Below are 24,726 nucleotides of genomic sequence, written 5' to 3' on the forward strand. Positions count from 1 at the left end.
GATTCCGGTGCGGTTGCGGTCGAGTATATGACGCCCCGGGCAAGCCCGGGCGGGGGCCGCGCCACCTTCGTGGAGGCCGGAAAATCGCCGCCCGGCCGGTCGCGATGCGGCCGCGCCCTTTCCATTGCGGCCCGCTTCCGCGAAAATGGGCGGCCGTTTGCTGCGGTTCGGCCCGTGTCCGGCCCTTGTGCCGCGACCGGGTCGTGTGTGATTCCACCGCCGATCCCCTGACCCACGCCTTTCTTCATGCGTGCGGCCGTCATCGTTTCTCCGTTCGCTCGAGGTATCGAATGAATTTCCACGAATACCAGGCCAAAGAACTGTTCGCGCAGTACGGCATCGCCGTGCCGCCGGGCAAGGTCGCCAACTCCCCCGACGCCGCCGTCGATGCCGCCAAGGCGCTCGGTGGCACGCAATGGATGGTCAAGGCGCAGATCCACGCCGGCGGCCGCGGCAAGTCCGGCGGCGTCAAGTTCTGCAAGAGCTTCGACGACGTGCGCGCCGCCGCCAAGGGCATGCTCGGCACCAACATGGCAACCTACCAGTCGGCCGGGCGTGCGCTGCCGGTGAACCTGGTGCTGGTGACCGACGCCACCGACATCGCCCGCGAGCTGTACCTGTCGATCCTGGTGGACCGCGATTCCAAGGCCATCTCGTTCATCGCCTCCAAGCATGGCGGCGTGGACATCGAGCAGGTGGCGCGCGACACGCCCGAAGACATCCACACCATCGTGGTCGATTTCGTCGAAGGGCTGCAGCCGTACCAGTGCCGCCAGCTCGGCTTCGCGATGGACCTCAACAACAAGCAGGTCAACCAGCTGACCAAGATCATGCTGGGCCTGTACAAGCTGTTCAACGAGCAGGACCTGGCCCTGGTCGAGCTGAACCCGCTGGCCGTGCTGGAAGACGGCAACCTCGCTGCGCTGGATGGCAAGGTCAACTCCGACGACAACGCGGAGTTCCGTCATCCGAACCTGGCCGCGATGCGCGACCTGACCCAGGAAGACGCCGCCGAAGCCGCCGCGCAGCAGAGCAACCTCAACTACGTGACGATGGACGGCAACATCGGCTGCATGGTCAACGGCGCCGGCCTGGCGATGGCCACCATGGACGTGATCAAGCTGGCGGGCGGCGAGCCGGCCAACTTCCTCGACGTCGGCGGTGGCGCCACCAAGGAGCGGGTGACCGAGGCGTTCAAGCTGATCACCTCCTCGGACAAGGTCAACTGCATCCTGGTCAACATCTTCGGCGGCATCGTCCGCTGCGACATGATCGCCGAGGGCATCATCGCCGCGGTCAAGGAAGTGGGCCTGAAGATTCCCGTGGTGGTGCGCCTGCAGGGCACCAATGTCGATCAGGGCCGCGAACTGCTGGCCAACTCCGGCCTGGCGATCACGCCGGCGGATGATCTCAACGACGCGGCGCAGAAAGCCGTGGCTGCGGCCAAGGCCTGAGGAGCAATCGAAACATGAGCGTTCTCGTAAACAAAGACACCAAGGTGCTGGTGCAGGGCTTCACCGGCCAGCAGGGCACCTTCCACGCACAGCAGTGCATCGACTACGGCACCAAAGTCGTCGGTGGCGTGACTCCGGGCAAGGGCGGTTCGGAGCACATCGGCCTGCCCGTGTTCAACTCGGTCGATGAAGCGGTGCTGGAAACCGGCGCCGACGCCTCCGTCATCTTCGTGCCGCCGCCGTTCGCGGCCGACTCGATCCTCGAAGCGATCGACGCCGGCATCAAGACCATCGTGGCGATCACCGAAGGCATCCCGGTGCTGGACATGCTGCGCGTGAAGAACGTGCTGCAGCAGCATCCGGAGATCGTGCTGATCGGGCCGAACTGCCCCGGCATCATCACCCCCGGCGAATGCAAGATCGGCATCATGCCCGGCCACATCCACAGCAAGGGCAGGGTCGGCGTGGTCTCGCGCTCCGGCACGCTCACCTATGAGGCGGTGTTCCAGACCACCAACGAAGGCCTCGGCCAGAGCACGGTGATCGGCATCGGCGGCGACCCGATCAACGGCCTGAACTTCATCGACTGCCTCAAGCTGTTCCAGGACGATCCGCAGACCGAAGGCATCATCATGGTCGGCGAGATCGGCGGCAGCGCCGAGGAAGACGCCGCCGAGTTCATCGGCGAATACGTGAAGAAGCCGGTGGTCTCGTTCATCGCCGGCGCCTCGGCTCCGGCGGGCAAGCGCATGGGTCATGCCGGCGCGATCATCTCCGGCGGCAAGGGCACCGCCGCGGCGAAGTTCGCCGCGCTGGAGAAGGCCGGCGTCACCACGGTGAAGTCGCCGGCCGACCTGGGCAAGGCGCTCGCCAAGCTGATGAAGTAGGCGTTGGCGCAGGAGAACAAGGGCCGCGCATTGCGCGGCCTTTTTTTTGGCTTCGGCGCCGTCACGCGCCGGCAACGATCCGCCGCACGATCGGCGGATCTGAATGCAGCGCCCGCGTGGACGGGCCACCCGGCGCGGCATTCCACTACCATTCGCCGATTGAATCCAAGGAATGCTGCGTCCATGGCAAAGCTGCGACTGGCGCTGGCCCAACACGATTTTGCCGTCGGCGCGGTGGCGGCCAATGCCGCCAAGGCGGCAGGACTGATGGCGCAGGCGCGCGAAGGCGGCGCCGCGCTGGTGGCCTTTCCCGAGCTGACCCTGAGCGGCTATCCGCCGGAGGATCTGCTGCTGCGGCCGAGCTTTCTCGCCGCCTGCGAGCGCGAGCTGTGCGCGCTGGCCTGCGCGGCGCAGGGCGTCGCGGCGCTGGTCGGCCATCCGCACAGCGCCGGCGAGGTCTACAACGGCGCCAGCCTGCTGCGCGAGGGGCGGATCGAGTGCACCGCGCACAAGCAGGCGCTGCCCAACTATGGCGTGTTCGACGACCTGCGCTATTTCCGCCCCGGCAACGGCACCACGACGCGCGTGATCGAGGGCGTGAGCGTGGGCCTGCTGATCTGCGAGGACGTGTGGCAGCCCGAGCCGGCCGCGCAGGCCGCGGCTGCGGGCGCGCAGCTGATCGTGGTGATCAATGCGTCGCCGTGGGACGACCGCAAGCAGGCCGAGCGCGAGGTCGTGCTGGCGGCGCGGGCGCGCGAAACCGGCTGCGCGATCGCCTACCTCAACCTGGTCGGCGGCCAGGACGAGGTGGTCTACGACGGCGCTTCGATCCTGGTCAACGGCGACGGGTCGATAGCGGCACGGGCGCCGGCCTTCGTCGACGCGCTGCTGTGGGCCGAGTTCGACCCGGCCACGCGCACGCTCGCGGCGATCGACTGGCCGGTGCCGGCCGACTCGTCGATGGAGGCGACGCTGTACGCGGCGCTGGTCCGCGGCGTGCGCGACTACATCGACAAGAACCGCTTCGACGGCGTGCTGCTGGGCCTTTCCGGCGGCATCGACTCGGCGCTGACGCTGGCGCTGGCGGTCGACGCGCTGGGCGCCCGGCGCGTCACCGCGGTGATGATGCCCACCCGCTACACCTCGCAGCTCTCGCTCGACGGTGCCCGCGCGCAGGCCGAGCAGCTGGGCGTGGACTACCACGTGATCCCGATCCAGGCGACGTATCAGTCGTTCATGGATGCGCTCACTCCCGCCTTCGCCGGCAAGGCCGCCGACACCACCGAGGAGAACCTGCAGTCGCGCACGCGCGGCGTGATGCTGATGGCGCTGTCCAACAAGCACGGCCGCCTGCTGCTCGCCACCGGCAACAAGAGTGAAATGGCCGTGGGTTACGCCACCCTGTACGGCGACATGTGCGGCGCCTACGCGCCGCTCAAGGACGTGTACAAGACGGTGGTGTATCGGCTGGCGCGGTGGCGCAATGGAGCCGGTAACCGGGAACGCATGTCCTCGCCGACATCCGGCTCTTCGACGATGCGCGATTCCCGATTGCCGATTCCCCCCGAGGTCATCGCCCGTCCACCCTCGGCCGAGCTGCGCGACAACCAGGTCGACCAGGATTCGCTGCCGCCGTACGACGAGCTGGATGCGATTCTCGAACGCTTCATCGAGGGTGAGCAGTCGCAGGCGGAGATCGTGGCCGTGGGCCACGATGCCGCGACGGTGCAGCGGGTGGCGCGGCTGGTGTTGCTCAACGAGTTCAAACGCCGCCAGTCCGCCCCCGGCCCCCGCGTCACCACGCGCGCCTTCGGCCGCGAACGCCGTTACCCGATCACGTCAGGGTGGCGTTGAATCGGGACTCCGGGGGGGCGCCCGACGCTCCTGCGCCTGCTTTTCCTATTCCCCATTCCCCATTCCCGGCCGCGCAGCGGCCAAACTCAATGATGCCCGGAGAACGGAATCATCTTGCGCACCAGCGAGGGTGCGTGCGGCCACTTGGGATCGGTGAGATAGGGGTGGTTCGGATAGTTCAGCGCCAGCACTTCGCGGGTCTGCGCAGCCAGTTCCTTGCGGTCCAGCGCCAGGTAGCTGCGGGCGAGGATGGCCAGCGCATCGCCGGTCTGCGGCGCCTGCTGGTAGTGCTCGATCACGTACTGCGAGCGGTCGGCCGCCGCGATGTAGGCCTTGTTCTGCAGGTAGAACTCGGCCACGTTGATCTCGTACTGCGCCAGCAGGTTGCGCAGGTAGATCATGCGCTGGCGCGCGTCGGCGGTGTAGGCGCTGTCGGGGAAGCGCCGCGACAGTTCGGAGAAATCGTCGAACGCCTGCAGGTTGTAGCCCTGGTCGCGGCGAGTCAGCCCGCCGGCGCGCTTGGTGAAGCGCTCGATGAAGCCGCTGGTGCGGTCGAAATTGATCAGGCCGCGCAGGTAATAGGCATAATCGACGTGTTTGTTGGCCGGATAGGTCTTGATGAAGCGGTTGATGGTGGACAATGCCTCGTCCGGCTGGTTGTCCTTGTACTGCGCATAGGCCAGCTCAAGCTGGGCCTGCTCGCTGTACGGACCGGACGGGAAGCGCGCGATCAGGCGCTGGAACGCCCGCACCGCGCCGGAGTAATTGCCCGCCTCCAGGAAGCTGTGGGAGCGGTTGTACAGCGGCTCCAGCGGCATCGTGTCGATGGTGTTGCCCTTGCGGCCGAACATCGAACAGGCGCCAAGCACGGCCACCAGGGCGACCACGGCGAGCAGCCTGGCGGCGTGCAGCGGGAACAACGATGGCGTGGTCGAGCCACTGGATGGGCGCATAGGAATGAATTCGGATGTCGGAACGAACAGGCATGATAACTGAAACCGGTTGCCGCCCGCGGGGGCTGGCATGACCACCATACGGCAGCAGGCGGAGGTTCCGCTGAGTGCAGCAGGCCGTCGCTTCGACCAGGCTTTGGCCGAGATGTTCCCCGCCTATTCGCGTTCGCGGCTCAGCGGCTGGATCAAGGCCGGCGCGGCGACCCTGGATGGCGCCCCGGCTGCGCCGCGGCAACTGCTGCGCGGCGGCGAGCGGGTCGAGCTGGATGTCGAACTGGAAACGGAAGTGCACAGCCAGCCCGAGGCGATTGCGCTGACGATCGTGTACGAGGATGCCGACCTGCTGGTGCTGGACAAGCCCGCCGGACTGGTGGTGCATCCCGGCGCCGGCAACCCGGCCGGCACGCTGCTCAACGGCTTGCTGCACCACGACCCGCAGCTGGCCGAGCTGCCGCGCGCCGGCATCGTGCATCGGCTGGACAAGGACACCTCCGGCCTGATGGTGGTGGCCAGGACGCTGTCCACCCATACCGCGCTGGTCGATCTGCTCTCGCGGCACGAAGTGGAACGCCAGTACGAGGCCGTGGTGATGGGCACGATGGTGGCCGGCGGCACGGTGGACCAGCCGATCGGCCGCAGCATGGGCGACCGCCTGCGCCAGGCCGTGCGTGACGAGGAGGACGGCAAGCGCGCGGTGACCCATTACCGCGTGCGCGAGCGCTTCCGCGCGCACAGCCTGCTGCAATGCCAGCTGGAAACCGGCCGCACCCACCAGATCCGCGTGCACCTGGCGCACATCGGCCACCCGCTGATCGGCGACCCGTTGTACGGCGGCGGCCTCAAGTTGCCCAAGGGCGCCAGTGACGGCCTGGTCGCCGCCTTGCGCGGCTTCCGCCGGCAGGCGCTGCACGCGGAGAAACTCTCGTTCGTGCATCCGGTCACCGGCGAGGCGCTGTCGTTCACGGCCGAGCGCCCCGCCGATCAATTGGCCCTGATCGAGGCGCTGCGTGCGGATCTGGCCGAACACGGTCCGGACCCGTATTGATGGGTCGGTACGCGCCGCCGCCAGCCGTGCGATGCTTGGGGAATCCCCGATCCCCGATCTCCAATCCCGGCCCCCATGACTGAAAGCTGGATCTTTCCCGACTGGCCCGCGCCGCCGCAAGTCCACGCGGCCGTCACCACGCGGCTGGGACCGGGCGTGTCTTCCGCGCCGTTCGAGCGCTTCAACCTCGGCCTGCGCAGCGGTGATGCGGCCGAGGCCGTGATGGCGAACCGCGGCGCGCTGCAGCAGGCGCTGCGACTGCCGGCCGCGCCGCGCTGGTTGCATCAGGTGCACGGTTGCGGCGTGGCCGAACTCGGCCCGCTGCCCAGCGCACACGAGCCGCAGGCGGATGCGGCGGTCTCGCACATTCCCGGCACGGTGCTGGCGATCCTCACCGCCGATTGCCTGCCGGTGCTTTTGTGCAGCGAGGATGGCGGCGAGATCGGTGCGGCCCATGCCGGCTGGCGCGGCCTCGCCGCCGGCGTGCTGGAGGCCACCCTGGCGCAGATGGTCAGCCCGCCGGCGCGCGTGCTGGCGTGGCTGGGCCCGTGCATCGGCGCGCCGTCGTACGAGGTGGGCGAGGAAGTGCGCGCCGCGTTCGTCGCGCGCGACGCGGCTGCCGCGGCGTGCTTCGAGGCCACGCGCCCGGGCCACTGGCGCTGCGACCTGGTCGCACTGGCGCGGCAGCGCCTGGCGCGCGCGGGCGTGACGCGCGTCTACGGCGGCGGCGACGATACCCATGCCGACCCGCGTTTCTACTCGTACCGGCGCGACGGCGCCGCCAGCGGCCGCTTCGCCAGCCTGATCTGGCTCGCTCAGGGCTGATCCGGCGCGGGTTTCCCGGGCGCGCGCAACGCCTCCAGGAAACTGGTGCGCCAATGCGTGATGTCGTTGTGGCGCAGTACCCGCATCATCGCCTTCCAGCGCCGGCGCCGTTCGGTCAGCGGCATGTGCAGCGCCTGCTCCAGGGCGTCGGCGACCTCTTCGGTGTCGGCCGGGTTGACCAGCAAGGCATCGCCCAGCTCCAGCGCGGCTCCGGCGAAACGCGAGAGCACCAGCACGCCGGGGTCTTCCGGGTCCTGGCAGGCCACGTACTCCTTCGCCACCAGGTTCATGCCGTCGCGCAGCGGCGTGACCAGGCCCACGCGCGCGCTGCGGTAGTAGCCGGCGAGCAGGCGGTGCGGGAACGACTTGTTGATGTAGCGGATCGGCACCCAGTCCGGCGCGGCGTACTTGCCGTTGATGTGGCCGGCGCTGCGCTCCAGCTCGCGGCGGATCGCGCGGTACTCCAGCACCGCGCCACGCGAGGGCGGCGCGATCTGCATGAAGGTGACGTGGCGGTGCAGCTCCGGGTCGCGTTCGAGCAGCCGCGCGTAGCCCTGGAAGCGATGCGGCAGGCCCTTTGAATAGTCCAGCCGGTCGACCCCGATGATCAGCGCGATGCCGCGGGTGCTTTCGCGCAGCTGCACGATTTCCTTCAGCCCCACGGCCTTCTGCGCGATCCCGGCGATGTGTTCGGTGTCGATGCTGATCGGGAAGGCGCCGGCGCGGAATTCGCGCCCGCCGGGCATGCGCATGCGCCCGCCCAGGCGCATCACCGCACCGGCCTCGTGCAGGAAATAATCCTCCAGCGCGCGCAGGTCGCGATGGGTGTGCACGCCGATCAGGTCGTAACTGGCCAGTGTTTCCAGCAGCTCGTGGTGGTTGGGCAGGGCAATCAGCAGGCCGGCGGCGGGCAGCGGCGTATGCAGGAAGAAGCCGATGCGGTTCTTCACGCCGAGCTTGCGCAGCATGGCGGCCAGCGGGATCAGGTGGTAGTCGTGGACCCAGATCGTGTCGTCCGGGCCGATCAGCGGACGCAGGCGCTCGGCGAAGATCCGGTTGACCCGCAGATAGCCGTCCAGATGGCTGCGCTGGTAGTCGACCAGGTCCGGCCGGTAGTGCAGCAGCGGCCATAGCGCGCCATTGGAAAAGCCGGCGTAGAACGCGTCGTGGTCGGCGCGCGAGAAGTCCACGGTGGCGTAGTCGATGCCGTGGTCGCTGGCCTGGTGCAGTTCGGCGCCGGTCTCGGCGGCGCTCACCTTGCCGCTCCAGCCGAACCACAGCCCGCCGTTTTCGGCCAGCGCCGCGCGCAGGGCCGAGGCGAGACCGCCAGCGGCGGTCTGGTGGGGCAGTGCGACGCGGTTGGAGACCACGATGAGCCGGCCGGGAGTCTTGCGCGCCATCACATGGCGTCCTCCCAGCGGCGGGAGAGGCGCATCGCCGACTGGATCAGCCCCACCAGCGAATAGGTCTGCGGGAAGTTGCCCCACGGCTCGCCGGTCTTCGGCGCGATGTCCTCCGAGAGCAGGCCCAGCGTGGTGCGCTGGGCGAGCATGTTCTCGAAGGTGGTGCGGGCGCGCTTCTCGCGGCCGGTGGCGGCAAGCGCGTCGATGTACCAGAACGTGCAGATGTTGAAGCTGGTTTCCGGCGCGCCGAAGTCGTCCGGCGCGATGTAGCGGAACATGTAGTCGCCATGGCCGAGCTTGTCGCCGATCGCGTCGACGGTGGCGACGAAGCGGGGGTCGCTCGCCTGGACGAACCCGATGTCGGCCAGCAGCAGCAGGCTGGCGTCCAGCCGCTCTCCGTCGTAGGCGTCGACGAAATGGCCAAGCTTTTCGTTCCAGGTGCGCGCTTCGATGCGCCCGTGCAGCGCGGCCGCCTCGTCATGCCACCAGCGCGCGCGGTCCTCCAGCCCCAGCTCGGTGGCGATGTGCGCCAGACGGTCGCACGCGGCCCAGCACATCGCCGCCGAGTAGGTGTGCACGGCCATGCGCCCGCGGTACTCCCACAGGCCGGCATCGGGCTCTTCGGCCATGCGCAGTGCGGTCTTGCCCAGCTGCTCCAGCCGCTCGAACGTCACCTTGTCGCCGCGATGCTGCAGGCGCTGGTCGAAGAACAGTTGTGCCGAGGCCAGCAGCACCGAGCCGTAGACATCGTTCTGGCGCTGCTGCCATGCGTCGTTGCCCACGCGTACCGGCCCGTCGCCGCGGTAGCCGGCCAGCGTGTCGACCTGCCGCTCGGGCAATTGCTCGGCAAAGGTGATCCCGAACACCGGGCCGAGTTCGGCCTGCCCGCGGTTGGCGACCAGGTTGAAGGCGTAGCGGATGTACTCCTCCATCGAGCGCGTGGCGCCCAGCCGGTTGAGGCCGCGCACGGTGAAGGCGGCGTCGCGCAGCCAGCAGTAGCGGTAATCCCAGGTGCGCCCGCTGCCGGGCGACTCCGGGATCGAGGTGGTCAACGCCGCCACGATCGCGCCGGTGGCCTCGTACTGGCACAGCTTCAGCGTGATCGCGGCGCGGATCACCGCCTCCTGCCACTCGAACGGGATGGACAGGTAGCGGGTCCATTCGCGCCAGTAGTCCAGCGTGCGTTCCAGTGCCAGGTGGATGAAGTCCGACACGTTGCCTTCCAGCGTCTCATCCGGACCGAACAGGAAGTGCGCGGGCTGCTCCAGGCCGAATGGCAGGCCGCGTTCGACCATCAGCGGCGCCACGTCGCAGGTCAGTCGCTGGATGGTGTCGCTCAGCAGGTAGCGGATGTGGTTGCTGCCGGAGGTGGTCTGCGGCGTGCGCGCGCCGTAGTCGCACAGCGGGCGCATGCGGACGCGGATGCGCGGCGAACCGGAGATCGGCGCCACGCGCCGCGCCAGCATTTCGGGATGGTAGAGCCGGCCGGAGGCGCGGTGGCGCGGGGCGAAGTCGGTGATCTCGATCGCGCCGCCCTGGCGGTCGAACAGCCGCGTGACCAGCACCGCGGTGTTGCGCAGGTAGAACTGCTCGGCATGGTCGAAGTGCTCCAGCTCGATGGCCCAGTCCCCGCCGGGGAGGGTCGGCGAGAGCAGGCTGCAGAAGCTGGCGTCGGCATCGAACCGCGGCAGACAACACCAGACGATGCGCGCGTGGCTGTCGACCAGCGCGGCCACGCTGCCGTTGCCGATCACGCCCAGTTCAAGACTGGCGCGAGGTTTCTCGTTCGGATGGTCGGGCATGGGTGGGGGCTCCTTGCATCAGTGCGCCCAGGACGCGGGTCAGCCAGGCGATCGTGGCGACCGGATCGGGCAGGGTGAAGCGCGCGGCGCTGGGATGGCGGTCACCGACGCGGACACTGAGTCCGTGCGCGCGATTGACCGCGTCGAAGGCGTGCTCGTCGGTGAGGTCGTCGCCGAGGTAGACCGGCAGCCGGCCCTTGAACGGTTCGCCTTGCAGCAGTTCGGCGACGGCGCGGCCCTTGTCCATGCCGCCGGGCTTGAACTCCAGCACGCGGCGACCGGCCTGCAGTTCGTAGCCGGGCAGATGGGCGATCGCGCCGATGGCCGCCTCGCGCAACTGTTGCCACTCGTCCGACGACCCGCGGCAGTGCAGCGCAACCGCCTGCTGCTTGTTTTCCAGCTGCACGCCGGCAAAGCGCGCGGCCAGCGCCTGCGCCTCGTGTTGCATGCGCGCCTGTTGCAGCGGCATCACCACGTGGCGGCGCAGTTCGCCGGTAGCCGCACGCAGCTCCACTCCGTGCAGGCCGATGGCGGCCCGGTGCGGGCGCTCGAACAGGCGGTCGATGTCGTCCAGCCGGCGCCCGCTGACCAGCGCCAGCGCGCCGTCGGTCGCCCCGTGCAGCGCGTCGAGCAGGGCGAGCAGCTCGTTGTCCACACGCACCGCATGCGGGTCATCAGCGAAGTCGAGCAAGGTGCCGTCCACGTCCAGCAACAGCGCCCAGGCAGTGTCTGCGGTGGGCAGCGGCGGAGGGGGAAGCGGCGCGTGGGTCGTGGCGTTGGCGGGGTGTGGCGTGGACATCGGGCCGCACCGTAACAGGGTGAATGTGAAGAGCCGGCCATGCGCCGCGTGCGGCCACGGTGAACGGCGATCGGCGGACCGGGCCAGCTTGAATCGGTGCATTCCGGCCACACGTCTGCGCCGTGGCGATTGCCGCCCTACCGATGCGGGGATTCTCGACATGCGAATGGACAAACTCACCTCGCGGTTCCAGCAGGCGCTGGCCGACGCGCAGTCGCTGGCCGTGGGCCGCGACAACAACATGCTCGAACCGGCGCACGTGATGGCCGCGCTGCTCAACCAGCAGGGTGGCTCGACCGGCCCGCTGCTGACCCAGGCGCAGGTCAACGTGCCGATGCTCATGCAGCGCGTGAACGAGTTGCTCGATCGCCTGCCGCAGGTCCGCGGGCAGGAGGGCAACATCAACCTCGGCAACGACCTCAACCGGCTGCTCAACCTCACCGACAAGCTGGCGCAGCAGCGCGGCGACCAGTTCATCGCCAGCGAGCTGTTCGTGCTGGCGGCGCTGGAGGACAAGGGCGAGCTGGGCGCGGCGCTGAAGGCGGCCGGCGCGAACAAGGCGAATCTCGAGGCCGCCATCGAGAAGCTGCGCGGCGGCGAGAAGGTGCAGAGCGAGAACGCCGAGGAGCAGCGCCAGGCGCTGGAGAAGTACTGCATCGACCTCACCGAGCGCGCCGAGCGCAACAAGCTCGACCCGGTGATCGGCCGCGACGAGGAGATCCGCCGCACCATCCAGGTGCTGCAGCGGCGCACCAAGAACAACCCGGTGCTGATCGGCGAGCCCGGCGTGGGCAAGACCGCGATCGTCGAAGGCCTGGCCCAGCGCATCATCAAGGACGAAGTGCCCGAGGGCTTGCGCGGTCGCCGGGTGCTGGCGCTGGACATGGGTGCGCTGATCGCCGGCGCCAAATTCCGCGGCGAGTTCGAGGAACGGCTCAAGGCCGTGCTCAACGACCTGGCCAAGCAGGAAGGCCGGGTGATCCTGTTCATCGACGAATTGCACACCATGGTCGGCGCCGGCAAGGGTGAGGGCGCGATGGATGCCGGCAACATGCTCAAGCCGGCCCTGGCGCGCGGCGAGCTGCACTGCATCGGCGCCACCACGCTGGACGAATACCGCCAGTACATCGAGAAGGACGCCGCGCTGGAGCGGCGCTTCCAGAAGGTGTTCGTGGGCGAGCCATCGGTGGAGGACACCATCGCGATCCTGCGTGGCCTGAAGGAGCGCTATGCCGTGCACCACGGGGTGGAGATCACCGACCCGGCGATCGTCGCCGCCGCGACCTTGTCGAACCGCTACATTGCCGACCGCCAGCTGCCGGACAAGGCGATCGACCTGATGGACGAGGCCGCCAGCCGCATTCGCATGGAGATCGACTCCAAGCCGGAGGAACTGGACCGGCTCGAACGTCGGCTGATCCAGCTCAAGATCCAGCGCGAGATGCTGAAGAAGGAGAAGGACAGCGAATCGAAGCAGCGCCTGGCCGACCTGGAAGCCGACATCGAGAAGCTCGAACGCGAGTTCTCCGACCTCAACGAGGTGTGGAAATCCGAGAAGGCCGCGCTGCAGGGCACGACCAAGGTCAAGGAGCAGATCGAACAGGCCAACCAGGATCTGGAAGCGGCGCGGCGCGCGCAGGATTACGCGCGGATGAGCGAGATCCAGTACGGCAAGTTGCCCGAACTGGAAAAGCAGCTCGCCGCGGCGCAGGCCGCCGAGACGCAGGATTTCAAGCTGGTGCAGACGCGCGTCACCGCCGACGAAATCGCCGAAGTGGTGTCGCGCTGGACGGGCATCCCGGTCAGCAAGATGCTGGAAGGCGAGCGCGACAAGCTGTTGAAGATGGAAGACGAGCTGCACAAGCGCGTGGTCGGCCAGGACGAGGCCGTGCACGCCGTGGCCGACGCGATCCGCCGCTCGCGCGCCGGCCTGTCCGATCCGAACCGGCCGAACGGCTCGTTCCTGTTCCTGGGCCCCACCGGCGTGGGCAAGACCGAGCTGTGCAAGGCGCTGGCCGAATTCATGTTCGACACCACCGACGCGATGGTGCGCATCGACATGAGCGAGTTCATGGAGAAACACTCCGTCTCGCGCCTGGTCGGCGCGCCCCCGGGCTACGTCGGCTACGAGGAAGGCGGCTATCTGACCGAAGCCGTGCGGCGCCGGCCGTACAGCGTGATCCTGCTCGACGAGGTGGAGAAGGCGCACCCGGACGTGTTCAACATCCTGCTGCAGGTGCTGGACGACGGCCGCCTCACCGACGGCCAGGGCCGCACCGTGGACTTCCGCAACACCGTCATCGTGATGACCTCGAACCTCGGCTCGCAGATGATCCAGGACGCGGCGGAAAGCGGCGGCGACGCGGAGGAGCAGTACACCCAGATGAAGGCCTCGGTGATGGGCGTGGTGCAGGCGCACTTCCGCCCCGAGTTCATCAACCGGCTCGACGAGATCGTGGTGTTCCGGCCGCTGGACAAGAACCAGATCCGCGCCATCGCGAAGATCCAGCTCGAATACCTGGAGAAGCGCCTGGCCGAGCGGCAGCTCAAGCTGGACGTGGGCGACGACGCGCTGACCCTGCTCGGCAACGTCGGCTTCGATCCGGTCTACGGCGCACGGCCGCTGAAGCGGGCGATCCAGCAGCAACTGGAGAATCCGCTCGCGCGGCAGATCCTGGAGGGTCGTTTCCAGGGCGGCGACACCATCCACGTGTCGACCGCCGGCGGCCAGCTGGTGTTCCGGTAGCCGCGGGTCAACCCGGCGCGGCGGATGCTTCCGGCGCGCCGGGTTCGGTGTCGGTTCCCGTGTGGAGGCCGCAGCGCAGATCCCGCGCGTCGACCTCGCCCCAGCCGATCAGCTCACCAGTGATAGGCCACCGTGCCGTAGTAGTACGCGCCGCTGAAGCCGAACGGCGACGAGCCCGAGTAGGTCAGGATGCCGTGGAAGTTGTTGGCGGCGCTGCTGCGTTCGGGGTAGGCGTTGTTGAGGTCGTTGGCGCCCACGGCGAAGGTCCAGTTGTTCCAGGCGTAGTTCGCGTTGGCATCGAGCACGAAGCGTGCGCCGTAGGTCTGGTCCGTGGCCGGGTTGTTGCCCAGCGTGGTGAACTGGCCGTAGCGGGTCAGCTGGCCGTGGAAGCTCCAGTTGCCGACGTTCCAGTCGGTGGCGAGGAACGCCTTGGTGCGCGGGGCACCCTTGGTGATGCGGCCCTGTTCGGTGCGGTCGATGATCGGCAAGGTCAGCCCGACCAGGCCCAGTTGCGGCGGGTTCGGCGCGATCGCGCGGATGTCGGTCTTGTTGTAGTTCACTCCGCCGGTGAACTTCAGCGCGGAGTGTTCCAACTGCAGCGGCCAGGTGGCCACCAGGTCGACGCCGCGCGTGCGCGTGTCGACCGCGTTGGTGAAGAAGCGGCCGCCGCTGACGAACGGAATGCCCACCGAGGTGAGGTAATCCTGCACGGGCGTTCCGACCAGGTTGCCGCTGAGGATGATCCGGTGGTCGATGTCGATCTGGTAGAAATCCAGTGTGGTGTACAAGCCGCTGGAAGGGGTCAGCACCAGGCCGAGGCTGTAGTTGCGCGATTTCTCCGGCTTCAGTGCCTGCGCACCCAGCGCCTGCGCGGCGGGGTTGCTGACCGGGAAGGTACGGATCGTGTACGGGATCAGGTTGCCGCTGCCGTCGGCGACGAAGTTGATCGCGGTGCTGGAGTAGTACTCCTGCTGCAGCGACGGCGCGCGGAAACCGTTCGACACGGTGCCGCGCAGGGCCAGCGTGTCGGTCAACGCGAAACGCCCGGACAACTTGGCCGAGGTGGTGCCGCCGAAATCGCTGTAATGCTCGCGGCGCACCGCCAGCCCGGCAGAGAGCTTGTCGGTGAGGTCGCTCTCCAGGTCCACGTAAAGCGCGCGGCTTTTGCGCGAGTGCGAGCCGGCGTCGCCGGGCTGGTAGCCGGGGAACACCTGCGCGCCGGAGCCGGCGTACGAGGCCGCGTCGCCCTGCTTGAGGGTGAACTCCTCGCGGCGGTATTCCAGGCCCCAGGCCACGGACAATCCGTTCGGCAGCATGGCGGGCTGGAAGTCGCGGCTGAAGTCGGCGTTGTAGACATCCTGCCGGTTGGTCAGGGTGCCGATGTAGAAGCCGGTGGGCGAATCCGGGTCCAGCGAGTAGTTGTAGGTGTCGCTGGTGTGCAGCTTCCAGTGGTTGCCGCCGGTGTTGGCGCTGAGGTCGTAATGCCAGCCGGCCACCGTGCCGCGCAAGCCGAGCACTTCGCTGTCGTCGCGGATCGCGCTGTTCTCGATCGGCAGATAGCCGTCCGGATAGACCGCCGCCGCGCCGGGGTAGCTGCTGGCATAGGTCGACAGCGAACGGAAGAAGCCGCCGGCGCTGACGTCGCGCTTGTTGAACAGGCTGAAGGCGTAGAGCTGCGCGTTCGGGGTGAAGTCGTACTGCAGGTTGATCGCCGCCTGCCTGGCCCGCACCAGCGGGATGCCGTAGTGGAAGGTGACTTGCCCGTAGCTGGGATCACCCGGGTAGCGCACGTCGGCACCGGCACGATTGGTCGGGTCCTGGTGGCTGGCGTTCGCGCTCAGGTGCACCCAGCCCTTGTCGCCGAGTTTGAAGCCGCCATCGGCGCCGCCCTGCCAGGTGGTGCCGTCACCCTTGCTGTACTGGCCGCCGGTGAGGCTGAGCGAGCCGTGTTGCGCGCCACCCTTGAGGATGATGTTGATCACGCCGGCGATCGCGTCCGAACCGTATTGCGCCGCGGCGCCGTCGCGCAGTACCTCGACGCGCTCGATCGCGTTGACCGGGATCGCGTTGATGTCCACCGGCGAGGAGCCGCGGCCCAGTGAGCCGTTGACGTTGACGATCGCGGTGGTGTGCTGGCGCTTGCCGTTGATCAGCACCAGCGTCTGGTCCGGCGAGAGCCCGCGCAGTTGCGCGGGCTGGATCGCGTCGGTGGCGTCAGTCACCGAGGGCTGCGGAAAGTTGAACGAGGGCAGCAGCACGCGCAGCGCGGTGGCCAGGTCGGTGGCACCGGTGCCGACCAGGTCCTTCGGCGTCAGCACGTCGATCGGCGCCAGCGAGGTGGCTTCGGTGCGGTCGAACACGCGGGTGCCGGTGACCACCACCGCCTGCAGTGCGGTGACATCCTTGGCGGCAGGCTTGTCCGGCGCGGCGCCGGGGTCCTGGGCGCGCGCGGGCAGGGAGAGGGAAAACGAGGACAGGACGAGGGCGATGGCGGCGGCGAGGCCGCCCCGGATCGGGAATGATTTGGCTTGCATGCGCGAACCCCGGGCAATGGCGAGCATGTAGTCGGCGGGTCCATGACTGCGACCTGGCACGCGCATTCGCTCGGGGATGTGGTGTCGTGCGTCCCTGACGGGCTCGAACTTAGGTTGCTGCAGAATGACCTGTCAAGCGCGGCGCCGTCGGCGCGGCGAAGGAACTTGCGAGGGGCTTGCGCCATCCTCCGCACGAGCGCCTCGCGAACGCATCATGGCGCCATCGGCGCCACGCAAACGGCGACATGATGCAGGCGTGGCTGCGCTCGCGCGGATCGGGCACCGGTGTGCCCGATCCGCATCCGGTGGTGCGCGGCCGGGCTTCGACATCGAGAACCCGGCGACATCTTCAGTCGAGATCCAGCGAATCGCGGTCGCCCTGGCGACGCTTCTGTTCCTTCTGCTCGTAGCGGGCCTCGCAGCCGTCGCGCTTGACCATGGCGCAGTCGAGATAATCGGTGGCCTCGATCAGCGCGGCGCGCACCGCCTTGCTGGCCGGCGTCTTCTCCTTGTGGCCGAAGTCGCCGCCGACGCCGCGGGTGTAGCCGCTCAGGCGAATCGCCTTGTCGGTGCTGCGCCCTTCCACCGTGCGCGAGAACACGACCTCCGAGGTTTCCGCGTCGATCACGCGCAGGTCGATCGCCACATAGGCCTTGGCCTGGCCGCCGCCGACGTGGAAGCCGGCGAAGCTGAGGCCGCCGCCGGTGTTGGAGGTGTCTTCCGTGTACGAGGCGACGCTGCCGGTGATCAGGTACTGCGCACCGGTGATGTTGCCGGTGTGCGGACTGCTGCCCGGGCGCATGCGGTAGGAGCTGGCCAGATCCTGCTCGGCCAGCACGGCGTTGATCTTCTGCCGCTCGATCACCTTGAAGTCGCCGGTGGCGCTGAGTTCGTTGCTGAGCACGTCAGCCAGTTGCGAGCCGACGCCGCCGTGCCACCAGGCGACGGAGTCACTGTTGTTGGTGAAGTCGACCACCGCGACGGTCAAGGTCGGTGCTTCGCGGGCCATGGCGGCGCCACTCGCCAGCACGGCAAGCGCCAGCATGGTGCCGGTGGCAAATCGTCGTGTTCGTTTCATCGTTGTCCCCTCCGCTTGATGGAGCGCTGATAACCCCCTGATTGCCGGCCCTCGCGCCGGCAAGCCGCGGCGCCGACGGCGTGGCCGACGCCGTGGCGGCGCCCACCCGGCTGCACCGCGTGCGGCGCAGGCCATAGTGGCCGTTTTTCGGCTCCCTGTTCAAGCGTGGCGCGCCGTGGACGTGTAGGCGCCGGCCGTGAAACCCTGTCCGCGGGATTCCGCCGGCCAGGTCGTCGCCCCTCCCGCGGCCGCCGGGAACCGCCGCCGCCCGCGGATCTGGCGACCACCCGGTGGCGCCGCTACGATGACGCCCTGTGCGTGCCGGCCCCGCGGCCCGGTCGCGCCGCCCGCGTTGAAATCGGCGCCGGCCCACCCGATATTGCGACCAGTCCCGCTCCATCCTGGTCCGGAGTCCAGAAACCACCATGCCCATCTACGAATTTGAATGCAGCGGCTGCGGCCATCGTTTTGATCGCCTGCAGAAGCTGTCCGATGCCGATCCCACCGTCTGCCCCGCCTGCGCGGCAGCCAAACTGCACCGCCGGGTCAGTGCGCCGGCATTCCGCCTGGCCGGCAGCGGCTGGTACGAGACCGATTTCAAGAAGGACGGCGAGAAGAAGCACAATCTCGCCGGCACCACGGCGGGCGAGGGCAGCAAGCCGGCCCCGGAAGGCAAGCCGGCGGCGGCGCCGGAGGCGTCCACCGCCAAGCCCGCTGCACCCGCCAAGGCGGCCGCGGCGGCGGATTGAGTCCGCCCGCGCGTCCTCCCGTTCGGCTCCAGCCGCGGCGGCCCGGCGTTTGCCGGAAGGCCGGCGATGCTAAGATTCCGGGTCTTTTCCCCCGTTCATGCCGCCAGTCGGCCCGGAGTTTCCAGCGCATGCGCACGCATTACTGCGGCCTCGTCAACGAGGCCCTGATCGACCAGACCGTCACCCTCTGCGGCTGGGTCAACACGATCCGCCTGCAGGCGCACGTGGCCTTCGTCGACCTGCGTGACCACGAGGGCGTGGCGCAGGTGGTGATCGAGCGCGACAACGCCGCGGCGTTCGCCATCGCCGGCGAGATCGGCAATGAGTACTGCCTGCGTGTCACCGGCACGCTGCGTCGCCGGCTGGCGGCGAACGACAAGCTCAAGACCGGCACGGTCGAACTGCTCGCCGACCGCGTGGAGATCCTCAACGCGGCGAAGGACCTGCCGTTCGCGCTGCACGAGAATCCCAACGAGGACATGCGGATGACCTACCGCTACCTCGACCTGCGCCGCCCCGAGATGCAGGCGATGCTGCGCAAGCGCACACGTCTGGTGCAGACGCTGCGGCGCTACCTCGACGCGCGCGGTTTCCAGGACATCGAGACGCCGATCCTGACCAAGGCCACGCCCGAGGGCGCGCGCGACTACCTGGTGCCCAGCCGCGTGCATCCGGGCCAGTTCTACGCGCTGCCGCAGTCGCCGCAGCTGTTCAAGCAGATCCTGATGATGGCCGGCTTCGACCGCTACTACCAGATCGCGCGCTGCTTCCGCGACGAGGACCTGCGCGCCGATCGCCAGCCGGAATTCACCCAGCTCGACATGGAGTTCGCCTTCGTCGAGGAGAAGGACGTGCAGGACATGGTGGAGGACCTGATCCGCCACGTGTTCCGCGAGGTGCAGGGCGTGGAGCTCGATGCGAGCTTCCCGCGCATGACCTGGGCCGAAGCCATGCGCCGCTTCGGTTCGGACAAGCCGGACCTGCGCATCGCTCTGGAACTGGTCGACGTGGCCGATGCGCTGAAGGGCGTGGAGTTCAAGGTGTTCGCCGAACCGGCCAACGATCCGGCCGGCCGCGTGGCCGCGCTGCGCGTGCCCGGCGCTGCGTTGCTGTCGCGCAAGGACATCGACGGGCTCACCGAGTACGTCGCCCGCTACGGCGCCAGGGGGCTGGCCTGGATCAAGGTCGAGGATCGCGCGAAGGGCCGCGAGGGCATCAGCTCGCCGGTGGCCAAGTTCCTCGATGACATGGCGCTCGATGCCGTGCTCGATGCGACCGGCGCGCAATCCGGCGACATCGTGTTCGTCGGCGCGGGCAAGTGGAAGACCGTCACCGACTTCATGGGCGCGCTGCGGCTCAAGGTCGGCAAGGATCGTTCCCTGGTCGAGGAGGGCTGGAAGCCGCTGTGGGTTACCGACTTCCCGATGTTCGAGTACGACGAGGGCGAGCAGCGCTACGTGGCCCTGCATCATCCGTTCACCGCGCCGAAGATCGACGACATCGCCGACCTGAAGAGCCATGCAGCCACTGCCGTCAGCCGCGGCTACGACATGGTGCTCAACGGCAACGAGATCGGCGGCGGCTCGATCCGCATCCATCGCCCGGAGATGCAGAGCGCGGTGTTCGGCCTGCTGGGCATCGGCGCCGACGAAGCGGAGGCCAAGTTCGGCTTCCTGCTCAAGGCACTGAAGTTCGGCGCGCCGCCGCACGGCGGCATCGCCTTCGGCATCGACCGCATCGCCGCGTTGATGGCCGGCACCGAGTCGATCCGCGACGTGATCGCCTTCCCCAAGACCACCAGCGCGCAGGACTTGATGACCGACGCACCGTCGCCGGTATCCGCCGCCCAGCTGAAGGAGTTGTCGGTGGCGACCGTCGAGGGCAAGCCCTGAGGCGCGAGGCGCGTACCCTCGCCGACAGCCGGTGGTGGCGAGACGCGTGATGACCGAATCCCGAAATCCCGATCCCGAGTCCCGGCTGCAGGCCCACGTGATCCTGCTGCACGGCCTGTGGATGCGCGGGTTCGCGCTGTCCATGCTGCATCACCGGTTGATGGAGGCCGGCTTTCGCGTGCACCGCTTCGATTACCTGAGCGTGGCCGCCAGCCAGCAGCACATCCTGGATCGCCTGCACCAGCGCATCGCCACGCTGGCCGGCGAGGCCGACGCGGTGCACCTGGTCGGCCACAGCCTGGGCGGGCTGCTCGCGCTGCGGGCCTGCAGCGACGGCAAGGCGCTGCCGCCGGGACGCATCGTCTGCCTCGGCTCGCCACTGCGCGGCAGTGCCGCCGCGCGCGGTTTTGCCCGCTGGGGTCGCGGCGGCGAGCTGTTGCTGGGACACAACCGCCAACTGCTGGAAGAAGGTTTCGAGCGCTGGGATGGCGAGCGCGAGGTGGGCGTGATCGCCGGCCGCGTCGCGCTGGGGCTGGGCGCCGTGCTGGGTCAGCTGGAGGGCGAGCACGACGGCACCGTGGCGGTGGCCGAGACGCGCCTGCCGGGGTTGGCCGACCATTGCGTGGTCGAATCGAGCCACACCAGTCTGCTGTTCTCGCCGGAGGTGGCGCGGCGGGTGGCCTGTTTCCTGCGCGAGGGGCGATTTGCCGCGGAGCCGGGCGCCGGCACACCTGCCGATTTCAGGTAAAATTGCCCGCTTGTCCAATCGCTTCATGCAGGAATCGCCATGGGTAGAGGCCCGTCCATCGAAGGTCGCAAGAACGCCGAGGACGCCAAGCGCGCCAAGGTGTTCACCAAGCTGATCCGCGAGATCACCGTGGCTACCCGCGCGGGCGTCGCGGATCCTGGCGGCAACCCGCGCCTGCGCGCGGCGGTGGACAAGGCGCTGTCGGCCAACATGACCAAGGACACCATCGAGCGCGCGATCAAGCGCGGCTCCGGTGCCGACGGCGGCGCCGACATGCAGGAGCTGCGCTACGAGGGCTACGGCCCGGCCGGCATCGCGCTGATCATCGACTGCTTCACCGACAACCCCACCCGCACCGTCGCCGACGTGCGTTACGCGCTGACCAAGCACGGCGGCAACCTGGGCACGTCCGGTTCGGTCGCGTTCCAGTTCACCCGCTGCGGCGAACTGGTATTCGCCACCGGCAACGACGCCAGCGCCGAGGAGTTCGTGCTCGATTCTGCACTGGAGGCCGGCGCCGACGACGTGATCAACGAGCACGGCGAGAGCATCGTGCTGTGCGCGCCGGAGCACTTCGAGGCGGTGCAGCAGGCCCTGATCGACGCCGGCCTCAACGCCGTGCACGCCGGCGTGGTGATGCGCCCGAACAATCGCGTCGAGGTGCCGGCGGAAGCGCTGGAGCCGCTGCTCGACCTGCTCGAGAAGCTCGATGCGCTGGACGACGTGAGCGAGGTCTCGCACAACGCCCTGCTGCCCGCCGGGACGGCCGAATAAGTCGGAGGCCTCGCGCCTTCGCATCGCATCGTGATGATCCGCATCATCGGCATCGATCCCGGCAGCCAGCGCACCGGCGTGGGCATCATCGACGTGGACGAGGCGGGCCGGCTCGCCCATGTCTTCCATGGCGCGCTGGCGGTGGCCGGCGAGGCCAGCTTCCCGCTGCGCCTGAAACGCATCTTTGACGAACTGTGTGACATCATCGCCGCCCATCACCCGGTCGAGTGCGGCATCGAGCGCGTGTTCATGGCGCGCAATGCGGATTCCGCGCTGAAACTGGGGCAGGCACGCGGCGCCGCGATCTGCGCGGTGGTCAGTCGGGGGATCGTGGTGCACGAATACGCGGCAACCGAGGTCAAGCAGTCCGTGGTCGGCAGTGGCCGCGCCGACAAGGCGCAGGTGCAGCACATGATCGGCGTGCTGCTCGGCCTCAAGGGCCCGCTGCAGGCCGACGCCGCCGATGCATTGGCCATCGCGGTGGCGCACGCGCACACCCGCGCCAGCCTGGCCCGCGTCGGCATCCCGCGCACGGCGTGGAGGCGGCGCCGGTGATCGGCCGACTGCGTGGCACCCTGGTTTCCCGCCAGCCGCCCTCGCTGCTGGTGGAGGTGGCCGGCGTCGGCTACGAGGTCGAGGCGCCGATGTCCACGATCTACGACCTGCCCGCCACCGGCACCGAAGTGACCTTGCTGATCCATCACGCGGTGAAGGAGGACAGCGTCGCGCTGTACGGTTTCCTGCGCGAGAACGAGCGCACGCTGTTCCGCAGCCTGCTCAAGGTCAGCGGCATCGGCGCGAAGATCGCGCTGGCGGTGCTGTCGGGGGTTTCCACCGATCACTTCGCCCGGCTGGTGCATGCCGGCGACGTAGTGGCGCTGACCAAGATCCCCGGCATCGGCAAGAAGACCGCCGAGCGCATCGTGGTGGAGCTGCGCGACCGCGTCGACGGCTTGTCCACTCCCGGCGGCGTATCCCTGCCCGGTGCCGCCGCGGCGCTGGACGCGGCGGGCGAGGCCACGGTGGCGCTGCAGCAGCTCGGCTACAAGCCGGCCGAGGTGAGCCGGCTGGTGCAGAAGGTCGCCGCCGACGGCGACAGCGCCGAGGCCATCATCCGCAAGGCCTTGCGCGCTGCGTTGGGCAACTAGGCCGTCAGGATTTCCATGAGCGAACAAGTGCACGACCAGGCGCCCGCTTCCAGCGGCACCGACAACGGCCACGGCGCCAAGTCGGCCTTGATCCTCGGGGCGCTGGGCGTGGTGTTCGGCGACATCGGCACCAGCCCGCTGTACACGATGCACGAGACCTTCCTGCCCGACCACGGCCTGCACCCGCACCCGAGCACGGTGCTGGGCATCCTGTCGCTGGTCACCTGGTCGTTGATCATGGTGGTGGCGGTGAAGTACGTCAGCCTGGTGATGCGCGCCGACAACAAGGGCGAGGGCGGCATCATGGCGTTGATGACCCTGGCCCAGCGCGCGGCCGGCAAGTCGGTGCGTGCACGGCGGGCGATCATGCTGATGGCCTTGCTCGGCGCCGCGCTGTTCTTCGGCGATGGCGTGATCACGCCGTCGATCTCGGTGCTCTCGGCGGTCGAGGGCCTGCAGGTGGCCGCGCCGGCGCTGTCGCACTACGTGGTGCCGATCACGGTGGCGATCCTGCTCGGCCTGTTCTGGCTGCAGCGCCACGGCACCGCGCGCATCGGGGTGCTGTTCGGGCCGATCATGGTGTTGTGGTTCCTGGCGCTGGCGGTGATCGGCGTGCACAACATCATCAAGGCGCCGGGCGTGCTGTGGGCACTCAATCCGTACCATGCGGTGCAGTTCTTCATGAGCCATGGGGCGGCGTCGTTCCTGGCGCTGGGTTCGGTGGTGCTGTGCGTGACCGGCGCCGAGGCGCTGTATACCGACATGGGCCACTTCGGCCGCTACCCGATCCGCGCGGCGTGGTTCGGTTTCGTGATGCCGGCGCTGCTGCTGAACTACTACGGGCAGGGTGGCTTGCTGCTCAACCACCCCGAGGCGATCGCCAACCCGTTCTACCATTCGGTGCCGGGCTGGGCGTTGTACCCGATGATCGGGCTGGCCACGCTGGCTACCGTGATCGCCTCGCAGGCGGTGATCTCCGGCGCGTTCACCGTGTGCCGGCAGGCGATCCAGCTCGGCTTCCTGCCACGCATGCAGGTGGTGCACACCTCGCGCGAGGCGATCGGGCAGATCTTCCTGCCGTGGGTCAACCGCGGCCTGATGGTGGCGGTGATCGCCACCGTGATTGGTTTCGGCTCCTCCAACGCCCTGGCTGGCGCCTACGGCATCGCGGTGACCGGCACCATGGCGATCGACACCGTGCTGACCATGATCGTGGCGCGCCGCATGTGGCACTGGAGCCGCACCGTGGTGATCCTCACCGGCCTGCTGCTGCTGGTGATCGACCTGAGCTACTTCGGCGCCAACACGCTGAAGATTCCCGACGGCGGCTGGTTCCCGCTGGTGCTCGGCGTGCTGTTGTTCACCGTGATGACCACCTGGCGCCGCGGCCGCGAGCTGGTGGTGCGCGAGATCAAGCAGGGCGGCCTGGCGCTGGCGCCGTTCATCGAGAACATGACCGAGCATCCGCCGATGCGGGTGCCGGGCACGGCGGTGTTCCTGACCGCCAACCAGGAGGCCGTGCCGCATGCGCTGCTGCACAACCTGAAGCACAACAAGGTGCTGCATGAGCGCAACGTGCTGCTCACCGTGGCAATCCTGGAGACGCCGGTGGCCGATGCCGAGGAGCGCATCCACATCAGCCGGCTGAGCGACGATTTCTACAGCCTGGAGCTGCGCTTCGGTTTCGCCGAGGACCCCAACATCCCGCTGGCACTGTCGCGCTGCACCCGCGAAGGGCTCGGTTTCGACATGATGGATACCACCTTCTTCCTGTCGCGCGAGAGCATCGTTTCCAGCGAGCGGCGCCCGGGCATGGCGCCGTGGCGCGACAAGCTGTTCGCCTTCATGGCGCGCAATGCGCTGCCCGCCACCGCCTTCTTCCAGATCCCCGGCAACCGGCTGATCGAGCTGGGCGCTCAGGTGGAAATCTGAAGCTGCAGGACAGCGCCCTGTGTGCGCGAAGCTTTTGCGCGCCGTGAAGAGGGGCACCGGGCACAAGGTGCGCTCCTACATACCCGGTGTGAGCCTGCCATAA

19 protein-coding genes are annotated in these 24,726 nt (G+C 68.5%); 13 read left to right on the top strand and 6 right to left on the bottom strand.

Annotated elements, in window-relative coordinates; genetic code table 11:
* Positions 1-104 precede the first annotated feature (104 nt).
* From sucC to ACVCL9_RS00460, 3 genes are all read left to right on the top strand, one after another.
* On the top strand, positions 105-1,454 hold the full coding sequence (sucC, locus tag ACVCL9_RS00450) for an ADP-forming succinate--CoA ligase subunit beta (RefSeq protein ID WP_447097097.1): 1,350 nt from the start codon (positions 105-107) through the stop codon (positions 1,452-1,454).
* Between the two features lie 14 nt (positions 1,455-1,468).
* Complete coding sequence (sucD, locus tag ACVCL9_RS00455; RefSeq protein ID WP_395116784.1) at positions 1,469-2,341, top strand: succinate--CoA ligase subunit alpha; 873 nt, start codon at positions 1,469-1,471, stop codon at positions 2,339-2,341.
* A gap of 183 nt (positions 2,342-2,524) precedes the next feature.
* Positions 2,525-4,195, top strand: a complete 1,671-nt coding sequence (locus ACVCL9_RS00460; RefSeq protein ID WP_447097096.1) for an NAD+ synthase — start codon at positions 2,525-2,527, stop codon at positions 4,193-4,195.
* 86 nt (positions 4,196-4,281) lie between these two features.
* On the opposite strand, the gene ACVCL9_RS00465 is transcribed toward ACVCL9_RS00460, so the two are convergent.
* Entirely contained in the window at positions 4,282-5,148 is an 867-nt protein-coding gene (locus tag ACVCL9_RS00465) for an outer membrane protein assembly factor BamD (RefSeq protein ID WP_395116788.1), read from the bottom strand.
* A 70-nt stretch (positions 5,149-5,218) separates the two neighbouring features.
* On the opposite strand from ACVCL9_RS00465, the gene rluD reads away from it, so the two are divergent.
* Together rluD and pgeF are read left to right on the top strand one after the other, a co-directional pair.
* The gene (rluD, locus tag ACVCL9_RS00470; RefSeq protein ID WP_447097095.1) at positions 5,219-6,193 is read left to right on the top strand and encodes a 23S rRNA pseudouridine(1911/1915/1917) synthase RluD; all 975 of its coding nucleotides are present in this window, start codon (positions 5,219-5,221) and stop codon (positions 6,191-6,193) included.
* Positions 6,194-6,268: 75 nt separating this feature from the next.
* On the top strand, positions 6,269-7,018 hold the full coding sequence (gene pgeF, locus ACVCL9_RS00475; protein WP_447097094.1) for a peptidoglycan editing factor PgeF: 750 nt from the start codon (positions 6,269-6,271) through the stop codon (positions 7,016-7,018).
* Here pgeF and otsA read toward each other — a convergent pair.
* From otsA to otsB, 3 genes are read right to left on the bottom strand one after another with little or no spacing between them, the layout of a single operon-like run.
* Entirely contained in the window at positions 7,009-8,418 is a 1,410-nt protein-coding gene (gene otsA, locus ACVCL9_RS00480) for an alpha,alpha-trehalose-phosphate synthase (UDP-forming) (protein ID WP_447097093.1), read from the bottom strand. The genes pgeF and otsA overlap by 10 nt on opposite strands.
* Positions 8,418-10,223, bottom strand: a complete 1,806-nt coding sequence (locus ACVCL9_RS00485; RefSeq protein WP_395116796.1) for a glycoside hydrolase family 15 protein — start codon at positions 10,221-10,223, stop codon at positions 8,418-8,420. The genes otsA and ACVCL9_RS00485 overlap by 1 nt, the downstream gene beginning before the upstream one ends.
* Positions 10,183-11,022, bottom strand: coding sequence for a trehalose-phosphatase (gene otsB, locus ACVCL9_RS00490; protein WP_447097092.1), 840 nt, complete (start codon positions 11,020-11,022; stop codon positions 10,183-10,185). Before otsB ends, ACVCL9_RS00485 begins: the two co-directional genes overlap by 41 nt.
* Before the next feature lie 160 nt (positions 11,023-11,182).
* On the opposite strand from otsB, the gene clpB reads away from it, so the two are divergent.
* A complete protein-coding gene (gene clpB / locus ACVCL9_RS00495) occupies positions 11,183-13,768 on the top strand; it encodes an ATP-dependent chaperone ClpB (protein WP_447097091.1) in 2,586 nt (861 codons plus the stop codon).
* A gap of 113 nt (positions 13,769-13,881) precedes the next feature.
* On the opposite strand, the gene ACVCL9_RS00500 is transcribed toward clpB, so the two are convergent.
* Both ACVCL9_RS00500 and ACVCL9_RS00505 read right to left on the bottom strand, forming a co-directional pair.
* Entirely contained in the window at positions 13,882-16,302 is a 2,421-nt protein-coding gene (locus ACVCL9_RS00500) for a TonB-dependent receptor plug domain-containing protein (RefSeq protein WP_447097090.1), read from the bottom strand.
* 349 nt (positions 16,303-16,651) lie between these two features.
* Positions 16,652-17,380 carry a CsgG/HfaB family protein gene (locus tag ACVCL9_RS00505; RefSeq protein ID WP_395116804.1) on the bottom strand — a complete coding sequence of 243 codons (729 nt, stop codon included), beginning with the start codon at positions 17,378-17,380 and terminating at the stop codon, positions 16,652-16,654.
* A 425-nt stretch (positions 17,381-17,805) separates the two neighbouring features.
* On the opposite strand from ACVCL9_RS00505, the gene ACVCL9_RS00510 reads away from it, so the two are divergent.
* The 7 genes from ACVCL9_RS00510 to ACVCL9_RS00540 all read left to right on the top strand — a co-directional run bounded on the left by ACVCL9_RS00510 (position 17,806) and on the right by ACVCL9_RS00540 (position 24,623).
* Positions 17,806-18,129: an FmdB family zinc ribbon protein gene (locus ACVCL9_RS00510; protein ID WP_447097089.1), complete on the top strand. Its 324-nt coding sequence runs from the start codon at positions 17,806-17,808 to the stop codon at positions 18,127-18,129.
* 128 nt (positions 18,130-18,257) lie between these two features.
* Positions 18,258-20,021, top strand: coding sequence for an aspartate--tRNA ligase (gene aspS, locus ACVCL9_RS00515; protein ID WP_447097088.1), 1,764 nt, complete (start codon positions 18,258-18,260; stop codon positions 20,019-20,021).
* Positions 20,022-20,070: 49 nt separating this feature from the next.
* Entirely contained in the window at positions 20,071-20,769 is a 699-nt protein-coding gene (locus ACVCL9_RS00520; protein ID WP_447097087.1) for an esterase/lipase family protein, read from the top strand.
* A gap of 39 nt (positions 20,770-20,808) precedes the next feature.
* Positions 20,809-21,543: a YebC/PmpR family DNA-binding transcriptional regulator gene (locus ACVCL9_RS00525; RefSeq protein WP_447097086.1), complete on the top strand. Its 735-nt coding sequence runs from the start codon at positions 20,809-20,811 to the stop codon at positions 21,541-21,543.
* A gap of 33 nt (positions 21,544-21,576) precedes the next feature.
* Positions 21,577-22,098: a crossover junction endodeoxyribonuclease RuvC gene (gene ruvC, locus ACVCL9_RS00530; protein WP_395121347.1), complete on the top strand. Its 522-nt coding sequence runs from the start codon at positions 21,577-21,579 to the stop codon at positions 22,096-22,098.
* Positions 22,095-22,691 (top strand): Holliday junction branch migration protein RuvA, encoded by a 597-nt coding sequence (ruvA, locus tag ACVCL9_RS00535; protein WP_447097085.1) that lies wholly within the window; start codon positions 22,095-22,097, stop codon positions 22,689-22,691. The genes ruvC and ruvA overlap by 4 nt, the downstream gene beginning before the upstream one ends.
* A 15-nt stretch (positions 22,692-22,706) precedes the next feature.
* Positions 22,707-24,623 carry a potassium transporter Kup gene (locus tag ACVCL9_RS00540; RefSeq protein WP_395116816.1) on the top strand — a complete coding sequence of 639 codons (1,917 nt, stop codon included), beginning with the start codon at positions 22,707-22,709 and terminating at the stop codon, positions 24,621-24,623.
* Positions 24,624-24,726 lie beyond the last annotated feature (103 nt).

The organism is Rhodanobacter sp. UC4438_H5 (assembly GCF_052978405.1).

Bases quoted from the DNA above. Each gene is read 5' to 3' on its own strand.
- sucD (WP_395116784.1), top strand. From the start codon at position 1,469: ATGAGCGTTCTCGTAAACAAAGACACCAAGGTGCTGGTGCAGGGCTTC.
- ACVCL9_RS00520 (WP_447097087.1), top strand. From the start codon at position 20,071: ATGACCGAATCCCGAAATCCCGATCCCGAGTCCCGGCTGCAGGCCCAC.
- ACVCL9_RS00500 (WP_447097090.1), bottom strand. From the start codon at position 16,302: ATGCAAGCCAAATCATTCCCGATCCGGGGCGGCCTCGCCGCCGCCATC.
- sucC (WP_447097097.1), top strand. From the start codon at position 105: ATGCGGCCGCGCCCTTTCCATTGCGGCCCGCTTCCGCGAAAATGGGCG.
- ACVCL9_RS00525 (WP_447097086.1), top strand. From the start codon at position 20,809: ATGGGTAGAGGCCCGTCCATCGAAGGTCGCAAGAACGCCGAGGACGCC.
- ruvC (WP_395121347.1), top strand. From the start codon at position 21,577: ATGATCCGCATCATCGGCATCGATCCCGGCAGCCAGCGCACCGGCGTG.
- pgeF (WP_447097094.1), top strand. From the start codon at position 6,269: ATGACTGAAAGCTGGATCTTTCCCGACTGGCCCGCGCCGCCGCAAGTC.
- clpB (WP_447097091.1), top strand. From the start codon at position 11,183: ATGCGAATGGACAAACTCACCTCGCGGTTCCAGCAGGCGCTGGCCGAC.
- rluD (WP_447097095.1), top strand. From the start codon at position 5,219: ATGACCACCATACGGCAGCAGGCGGAGGTTCCGCTGAGTGCAGCAGGC.
- ACVCL9_RS00465 (WP_395116788.1), bottom strand. From the start codon at position 5,148: ATGCGCCCATCCAGTGGCTCGACCACGCCATCGTTGTTCCCGCTGCAC.
- otsA (WP_447097093.1), bottom strand. From the start codon at position 8,418: ATGGCGCGCAAGACTCCCGGCCGGCTCATCGTGGTCTCCAACCGCGTC.
- ACVCL9_RS00505 (WP_395116804.1), bottom strand. From the start codon at position 17,380: ATGAAACGAACACGACGATTTGCCACCGGCACCATGCTGGCGCTTGCC.
- ACVCL9_RS00485 (WP_395116796.1), bottom strand. From the start codon at position 10,223: ATGCCCGACCATCCGAACGAGAAACCTCGCGCCAGTCTTGAACTGGGC.
- ACVCL9_RS00460 (WP_447097096.1), top strand. From the start codon at position 2,525: ATGGCAAAGCTGCGACTGGCGCTGGCCCAACACGATTTTGCCGTCGGC.
- otsB (WP_447097092.1), bottom strand. From the start codon at position 11,022: ATGTCCACGCCACACCCCGCCAACGCCACGACCCACGCGCCGCTTCCC.
- aspS (WP_447097088.1), top strand. From the start codon at position 18,258: ATGCGCACGCATTACTGCGGCCTCGTCAACGAGGCCCTGATCGACCAG.
- ACVCL9_RS00510 (WP_447097089.1), top strand. From the start codon at position 17,806: ATGCCCATCTACGAATTTGAATGCAGCGGCTGCGGCCATCGTTTTGAT.
- ACVCL9_RS00540 (WP_395116816.1), top strand. From the start codon at position 22,707: ATGAGCGAACAAGTGCACGACCAGGCGCCCGCTTCCAGCGGCACCGAC.